The sequence below is a fragment of the Asaia krungthepensis NRIC 0535 genome, from assembly GCF_025995175.1.
Taxonomy (GTDB): domain Bacteria; phylum Pseudomonadota; class Alphaproteobacteria; order Acetobacterales; family Acetobacteraceae; genus Asaia; species Asaia krungthepensis.
The window spans coordinates 114,131-121,033 of record NZ_BAPV01000014.1 but is presented as its reverse complement, the minus strand read 5'-3'; the positions used below and the strand labels follow the sequence as shown (position 1 = coordinate 121,033).

General features: G+C 56.5%; 7 protein-coding genes and 1 pseudogene. 5 read left to right on the top strand and 3 right to left on the bottom strand.

All coding sequences use genetic code 11. From position 1 onward, the window contains the following. Together AA0535_RS09730 and AA0535_RS09725 are read left to right on the top strand one after the other, a co-directional pair. Positions 1-248: pseudogene (locus tag AA0535_RS09730) on the top strand (hypothetical protein); the annotation flags it as partial. Between the two features lie 99 nt (positions 249-347). Continuing rightward, a complete protein-coding gene (locus AA0535_RS09725; RefSeq protein WP_264815800.1) occupies positions 348-1,136 on the top strand; it encodes an ABC transporter permease in 789 nt (262 codons plus the stop codon). Between the two features lie 162 nt (positions 1,137-1,298). On the opposite strand, the gene AA0535_RS15780 is transcribed toward AA0535_RS09725, so the two are convergent. Continuing rightward, positions 1,299-1,685 carry a transposase gene (locus AA0535_RS15780; protein ID WP_373319307.1) on the bottom strand — a complete coding sequence of 129 codons (387 nt, stop codon included), beginning with the start codon at positions 1,683-1,685 and terminating at the stop codon, positions 1,299-1,301. Between the two features lie 21 nt (positions 1,686-1,706). Then, positions 1,707-2,213, bottom strand: coding sequence for a hypothetical protein (locus tag AA0535_RS09720; protein WP_264815799.1), 507 nt, complete (start codon positions 2,211-2,213; stop codon positions 1,707-1,709). 813 nt (positions 2,214-3,026) lie between these two features. Here AA0535_RS09720 and AA0535_RS09715 point away from each other — a divergent pair. The 3 genes from AA0535_RS09715 to AA0535_RS09705 all read left to right on the top strand — a co-directional run bounded on the left by AA0535_RS09715 (position 3,027) and on the right by AA0535_RS09705 (position 5,802). Beyond that, positions 3,027-3,161 (top strand): hypothetical protein, encoded by a 135-nt coding sequence (locus AA0535_RS09715; protein WP_264815798.1) that lies wholly within the window; start codon positions 3,027-3,029, stop codon positions 3,159-3,161. Positions 3,162-3,839: 678 nt separating this feature from the next. Continuing rightward, positions 3,840-4,463 (top strand): hypothetical protein, encoded by a 624-nt coding sequence (locus AA0535_RS09710; RefSeq protein ID WP_264815797.1) that lies wholly within the window; start codon positions 3,840-3,842, stop codon positions 4,461-4,463. Beyond that, positions 4,411-5,802, top strand: a complete 1,392-nt coding sequence (locus tag AA0535_RS09705; RefSeq protein WP_264815796.1) for a Hint domain-containing protein — start codon at positions 4,411-4,413, stop codon at positions 5,800-5,802. Before AA0535_RS09710 ends, AA0535_RS09705 begins: the two co-directional genes overlap by 53 nt. A gap of 64 nt (positions 5,803-5,866) precedes the next feature. Here the strand turns inward: AA0535_RS09705 and AA0535_RS09700 are convergent, their stop codons facing one another. After that, positions 5,867-6,901 carry an Ldh family oxidoreductase gene (locus tag AA0535_RS09700; protein ID WP_264815795.1) on the bottom strand — a complete coding sequence of 345 codons (1,035 nt, stop codon included), beginning with the start codon at positions 6,899-6,901 and terminating at the stop codon, positions 5,867-5,869. Positions 6,902-6,903 lie beyond the last annotated feature (2 nt).

Here is a 6,903-nt window from a genome sequence, read left to right as displayed (position 1 = left end):
TGCCTCGGATTTGTTTCAATCGCCTCAGCCTTCCTCTGGCTCAGATTCGTCCACCAGCACTATTTGAAAAGATGTGGGCGCTATTTGAAAGGCGCGGACTCGTTGCGACCCGGTACGAAAAAAGCGCTATATTTTTAAGTATTGTCATTTGTATCGCCATCGCAGTCGAATGGATCCAGACGTCACAGGGGTTACATGCCCGAGGGGTTATGGCTGTCTACAAAATGGGGAGAACTCGACGTGAATGAGCGATATACCGCCAAGGCAGCGATTATTTTGGCTTGCACTGACTTCTTTTATCGAAGCTTGTGGTATAGACGGCCCGAGCTTGCGGTGGAGGGCACAGAGTGCGGAACAATCGATTACTGGGTTCGATAAGGATCCAAGGCATCGTCATCGGCGCGCTGATGATGCGAGAGCTCCATACACGATTTGGTAGAGAGAATCTGGGCTACCTGTGGATTATAGGTGAGCCAATCCTCTTCTGTGCAGGTGTGACGATCGCGTGGACAGCAATGAGGCCTGCTCATGAGCATGGCCTCCCGATGACAGCCATGGTGCTCACAGGTTATATCCCTCTCACAATGTGGCGACATGCCCTAATGGTTTCGGCGAAAGCATTCCAAGCGAATGGAAGTCTGTTATTCCATCGTCAGGTGACACCACTGGATATCATAACTGCGCGAGTGCTGCTTGAGATTTTGGGAACGCTCGCATCAGGGATCGTCGTCTATTTGTTCTCCTATATGCTGGGCTATGTGGAGATGCCTAAGATTTGGTCGCTCATCTATATGGGCCTTCTCTGTCATGCCATGTTCTCCATGGCTACTGGATTTCTTTTCTCTGCTCTTAGTGAGCTCTCGGAGTTTGTCGAGAAGGGCTTGAGCATATTCACTTATCTGTCTCTACCTCTGACAGGTGCTTTCGCGATGGTAAGCTGGCTACCGCACAAGCTGCAAAGAATAGTTTATTGGTCTCCTAGTTCGCAAAGTATGGAAATGATCCGAGGGGGGCAGTTCGGTTGGAATTCCCACCCAATGTTCAGTTTTTATTATGCTTTTGGCATCAACTTCCTGCTAATCCTCATCGGGCTTTTCTTACTTTCCGGAATAAGGAAGCATATTGATGTGAATTGAGCGCCCTGCGGGAGAAGCGCTCGGCGTTCAGTCTGGAATGCACATTGGTCGTCTCATTTGAGACGATTATCCATAGTCCGCACGTTGAGTCCCGACCTTAAAGCGCGGATCAGATTGGAAACTCGAAAAGGGTCTCTTCCCGTTGATGATGGAAGATGCTCATCACGGCAAGCTTGTTAAATCCGGAGCGAGTTGTATGAGGGTATGTGTAATGACTGCACATCCTCCGTAGTCTAGAGCATAATTTGATCGATCTGGTTCATCGCCTGCGGCGGCGAAGCAGGCGACGGTCAGTCTGTGACAGACATCGTCGATCGCACTGCACGCCGCATCCTGGAGTGCATCGGTGGGTCGAGGTGCCCCTCGCCTGATCCATGCCTTCATCTTGGCGAAGATGGTCTCGATAGGGTTGAAGTCGGGACTGTAGGGCGGCAGGAACAGCAGGCGGGCACCGACTGACTCTACAGCCTCACGCGCTTCGGCGGTCTTGTGTGTCGGCAGATTATCCTGAATGACGGCGTCTCCTGGCGACAGCGTGGGAGCAAACACCTTGCGGGCGTAGGCGGAGACCTATTCGCAGGTCATCGGGCCATCCAGCATCATCGGTGCGGTCATGCCGGACAGGCGCAAGCCTCCGATGAAGGTCGTGATTTTCCAATGCCCATGGGGCACAGACATCCGACAGTGCGTGCCACGGCGTGAGCGTCCGCGCAGGCGGGCCATCTTCGTTGAGACGGACGTTTCGTCGATGAAGACCAGCCGGGCCAGATCGAGGTCAGACTGGTTGTCAAACCAGGCTGCGCGCCGCTCTGCGACGTTAGGCCGTGCCTGCTCGCTGGCGTGCACCGTTTTTTTGACGGTCATGTCGTGACGGTCGAGGCAGCGCCAGATCACGCCCGGCGCGAAGCGGACCCGGTGTTCCGCAGCAGGTTTTTCTGCCAGTTCGATACGGGAAATGTCATCCTCGGCTTCAATCGCAGCCAGCAGAACGCCCGACCAGGCATCGATCCGATGGGAGCGAAGATCGCCACCCTGCTGCAGTGCGTGCTCCCAGCCGCCCGCACGCCATTCCGCCACCTAGCGGGTCATGCTGAGGGCACAGACACCAAAGCGCTCCATTGCCGCCCGCCGGGTCATGCCGGAGGAAATCGCAGCAATGGCTCGCCGCCGCAGATCGGACGATAGGGCTCGCATCATGACCGCCGGCCTCCATCCCGGCAATCAGGATGAACCAGATCTCGCTCTACAGGGGAATCCCAAAATGGCTCAGTTAGGTCGGATTATGCTCTAGCATTGGGGGCATGACTGTGGCGGCCGGTGGCGTGTCATTCAAAGGTAACGAATGAGTGGGGCAAGACTATCATTTGCATGATACGGTAACGATCTAAGGAACCAGAACCCAGAAAGGCAGCCTGCAGATATCCTGGAATCGTGCTTGAATCCCGAGGAATAAAATCTGTCTGCGAGATGAAACGAGCGGATTGGCCGGGTCACTCCTGGCCTGCTAATTGAACTGATCTCTTAGCTCTGGCGTTCACTGTTGCATGCGGCGATCGCTGAGCTCGGGAACGTTCAGACAGAGCTCCTCGAATGGAGCATGTATTTTCAAGGCGATGGGCCTGAGTCAACAGCCGTCGATTCGCCGTTATTATTTTGAGTGGGTTTTGGTCGCGCAATTGAGGGTGTGCGATGTTGGTTGCCTGATACACGAAAAACGACGCTTTTGCGGGCGCCATTCCTCACCCGGGACGGCCCCCGGGTTGGTGCCGGCTGAACGTCGAGTGCCTCCGAGTTGTGGGTCGCGATATTCCTGACCGATCTCGTGATATAGTTTGTGCAAATCGTTGCATAATGTAGGAAGATTCGAGATTACTGGCAGTCGAGATTGGCGTGGCTTACCGCAGGACGTATCGCGGGGCTCTGGCTCTGGCTCTGGCTCTGGCTCTGGCTCTGGCTCTGGCTCTGGCTCTGGCTCTGGCTCTGCAATCAATCAGAGAATCCCAGTATCTGATCGAGCGTGTATAAAATGGTGCGAATACGCAGCTTCGAGCAGTGAACGACGACAGCGCGCGCTCGCACGACTTTATCATGCCGGCAGAATCCGCGAAGAGCTATTTAGGGGTCGCGGCCCTTTCTCTGATCCTCCCATCAACATTTCACATTCGCTGATCGCTGCATGAGAATTTTTGGCGTCATCGACGCTTTGATCGCAGGAACGAGGGGAGGGCCTCTATCTCGTGAAGGGAGTCTCGAACATACCCATCAGGTGTGACGCGCTCAATCATATGCAATGAGCCTGGATCGAGATTTCGCGTGCGCTCATCAGCGACGATCATTGCTTCGCGAGATGCTGCGGCAATGGTCACGTCGTCCTTTGCGTTTTGATTTGCATCGAAGAATCTGAGCTGTTTCTGCTATGGAATGCAAAAAAACAACCCATAATTTGATCGAATATTGTGGTAACGGTTATATACGTAATTGATAAGATAAATATACGAAGTAAAAACAATAAGAAACAAAATTAGTTTATTCTGTAACGGAACTCACAAACTTTTATACTGTGTCCAAACAAGTGTTTGCTATATGGAAATAACATCGTCAAATCGAAACTTACCGCTCCAACCCCAATAAAACACGATCGAGTCAAAGTATTTCGTTGCCCCGTCCGATTCGGTCTGTAGTCGCCCAAAAGGAAATCCCGCGATGGTCACTTCAACGGTCAGACCTAATCAGACAGCTTCCAATGTCACACTGAATTCGGGTGATTATCTCTTCGTCAGTAGCGGTGCCACGGTTATTAACGGCTCGATCGCTGCGGGAGCTTCTGTCTATGTAAATGCGGCTGCCGTCCTGAGCGGCAGCATCAGGAACGGTGGTCGTATTTCCGGGGGCACGCTACAAGGCCCTGACACAACCCTGACGAACTCCGCAGGTGGTTACCTTGAGGCGGCGGCTATCGGTTCGGGGGCGGTCGTCACAAATAGCGGATACATGACGAGCGTGGTCGTCGCTTCGGGAGGCATCGTCAATACCTATGATGGACCCGTGACCTCGACAATCGTTCAGGGCGGCACGCTCAACTGCTACAGCCGTGATATCATCAGCGGCATTACCTTCGCCGGGCAGGGTGGTACCGTCAACCTGATGAGCGGTGTTGTGCAGACAGCACCATTCGTCTTCTCCGGAAACGGCACGGTCTATGTCCAGAGCGGGGCCGTCATGGGCAAGGCAAGTATCGGCCCCGGCGCGACGATGGAGGTTCTCGGGGGGGGGGGTGATCAGCTCCACAACCACGGTGTCTTCCGGCGGCACACTCATCTTCAATGACAATACGACCAACAGGGGCATCATTGAGCTTGACGGCAATGGTGCGACGATCGTGGTTAATGGCACGCAGATGCCAGCTGGTCCGATCACTGGCTGGTCTGCCAATGACAAAATCATCCTCAAAGGCATTCCGCGGTCCAGCATCGTGCGTGCCTATGTCGGGACCGCCGGTGTTACGTTCTACACGAAAGATGGGAACTCCTACACCGTGCCAATTATTGCTGCTAGCTCCAAGGGTTACAGCATCACCCAGGATGAAAATGGCAACGCTGTCTTTCTGACCTGTTTTGCCGAGGGCACACTGATCAGAACCCCTATGGGTGAAGTGGCGGTAGAGCGCCTCTGCGAAGGGCAACTGGTCGATACACCCAAGGGACCGATGCCGGTCAAATGGATCGGCCATCGGACATTGGAGGTCCTCAAACAGCCTGAACCTGAGGATTGCTGGCTGGTACGTATCCGTAAAGACGCGCTCGGTGACAATATACCTGCTCGCGATCTGCTGGTCACACAGGAACATTGCATGGTCTTCGACGGCCAGCTTGTGCCGGCCCGCATGCTCGTCAATGACCAGTCGATCTATCTTGACCGATCTCTCACCCAGTATCGCTATTTTCATGTCGAGCTTGATCAGCATGAGGCAATCTGGGCAGAGGGCGCGCTGACCGAGAGCTATCTGGATACCGGTAATCGAGAGCAATTCGCGAATGCGCCTCTCACAATTCTTTCGCCCCAGTTTTGTGCCAGTGGCTCGTCCACTCTGCCGCTTGAGACGTCGCGTGACTTCGTCGAACCCATTTACGAGGCGCTCCTGGCCCGTATCGGGCGCAGCATGGAAAAGCCTGTTCTTTCCCATGATCCAAAGCTCCATCTGTGCACTGAGGACGGTCGCGTCATCCAGCCCGCCCGTGTCGGTCCTGCCGGATATGTCTTCATGATTCCCGACTCGGTCGCATCGGTCCGTCTGATGTCAAAAACAGGCTGCCCCTCAGCCGTTATCGGTCCTTATGTGGATGACCGCCGCGAGCTCGGCGTGGCCGTGGAAGAGATTTCACTGTTTTCGACTTCAGGCATGCAGGCGCTCGACACCATATTCGATACCCCGGTCATTGAGGGGTGGCACGCTCCCGAGGGTGCGCGTCATCGCTGGACCAATGGTGCGGCCCATCTGGCGCTCGGGGCAGACAGGACGCAGCGCGTCCTGAATATCAGGCTCGCTGCGGTTGGTCCTTATGCTGAAACCGCTACGGCATCGTCGGGGCCGGTCCCTTCCGCAATCACCTGCGCGAACGAAAACGCCCGAGGCACGACAGCGCTGCAACGCCGGATGTCTGTCTGACCGATCCATCGAACCTGAAGGGGCGGTCTGAATGCTGCCCCGACAGAAAAGGCCTTATCCAGCCTCAGGCGAGTCCGAGCAGGCGCTCCGTATCCGGATCGACCGGAATGCCTAGTTCGGCGCGCAGATCGGCCTCTTCCCATTCCTTGTCCCCCGGCGCGCAGACCGGCACACCCGGTTCTGCCGCAGGTGAAGCGCGCAGCATGTCGAGATAGTCCCTCATCCCGGCCTCGAAGGACTCCTGTCCGATGAAGCGGGTCGGATCGAATGCCACCATGATATGGCCCACGTTTTGCGGCTTGTGGCCCTCCTGGGCAGCCGCGGTGGAGGTCATGATCGGGTCGGGGTCTGCGCCTGAGAGCACGGCCGAGAGGATCGTGACCATCCCGGCGAGGGCCGCGCCCTTGTGGCCATAGGCCATTCCCCCGAGGGGCTGCAGGAAGCGCGCCTGAGTGGCGTCGAGCGTAAGGTGACCCTCTTCGTTCAGGGCAACTTCCGGCGGGAGGGGCAGGCCGAGGCTGCGATAGAGTTTCACCCTGTTGAACGGGATAGAGGAGGTGGCCATGTCGAGCAGCCAGGGGCGTCGGTCCCTCACGGGCGCGCCCATGGCGATGGGGTTGGTGCCATGAAAGGGCGCCCGCCCACCGGACAGGGCCACGGCGGGGTCGGAATTGCTCAGGACAAGCGAGACGAAACCCTGTTCCGCTGCCGCCAGCGCATAGGCGCCCCCGGCGCCATAATGGGTCGAGTGATGGACGGTCACGGCGCCAATGCCGCATTCACGGGCAAGAGACACAGCATGGTCCATCGCCTCATAGGAGGCCCCATGCGCCAGGCCGAAATCGGCATCGAGTCGTCCCGTCGCAGGCGCCGTGGGACTGAACTGGCGCCGGGGCCGCTTGTTCACCCCTCCGTTTTCCAGCATGTCCACGTAATAGCCGATCAGGCGCACGCCGTGGCTATCTGTACCGAGTTGCGAGGCATGCATCATGGCGCGCACGGTCTGTGCCGCATCGTCGGGCAGGGCGCCTGCCCCGACAAGTCTGGTCTGGCAGGCCTCGGCGAGGCGTGCTGCCGGGTAGCGATTGGCTTTGTCCATGG

Bases quoted from the DNA above. Each gene is read 5' to 3' on its own strand.
- AA0535_RS09710 (WP_264815797.1), top strand. From the start codon at position 3,840: ATGGTCACTTCAACGGTCAGACCTAATCAGACAGCTTCCAATGTCACA.
- AA0535_RS09700 (WP_264815795.1), bottom strand. From the start codon at position 6,901: ATGGACAAAGCCAATCGCTACCCGGCAGCACGCCTCGCCGAGGCCTGC.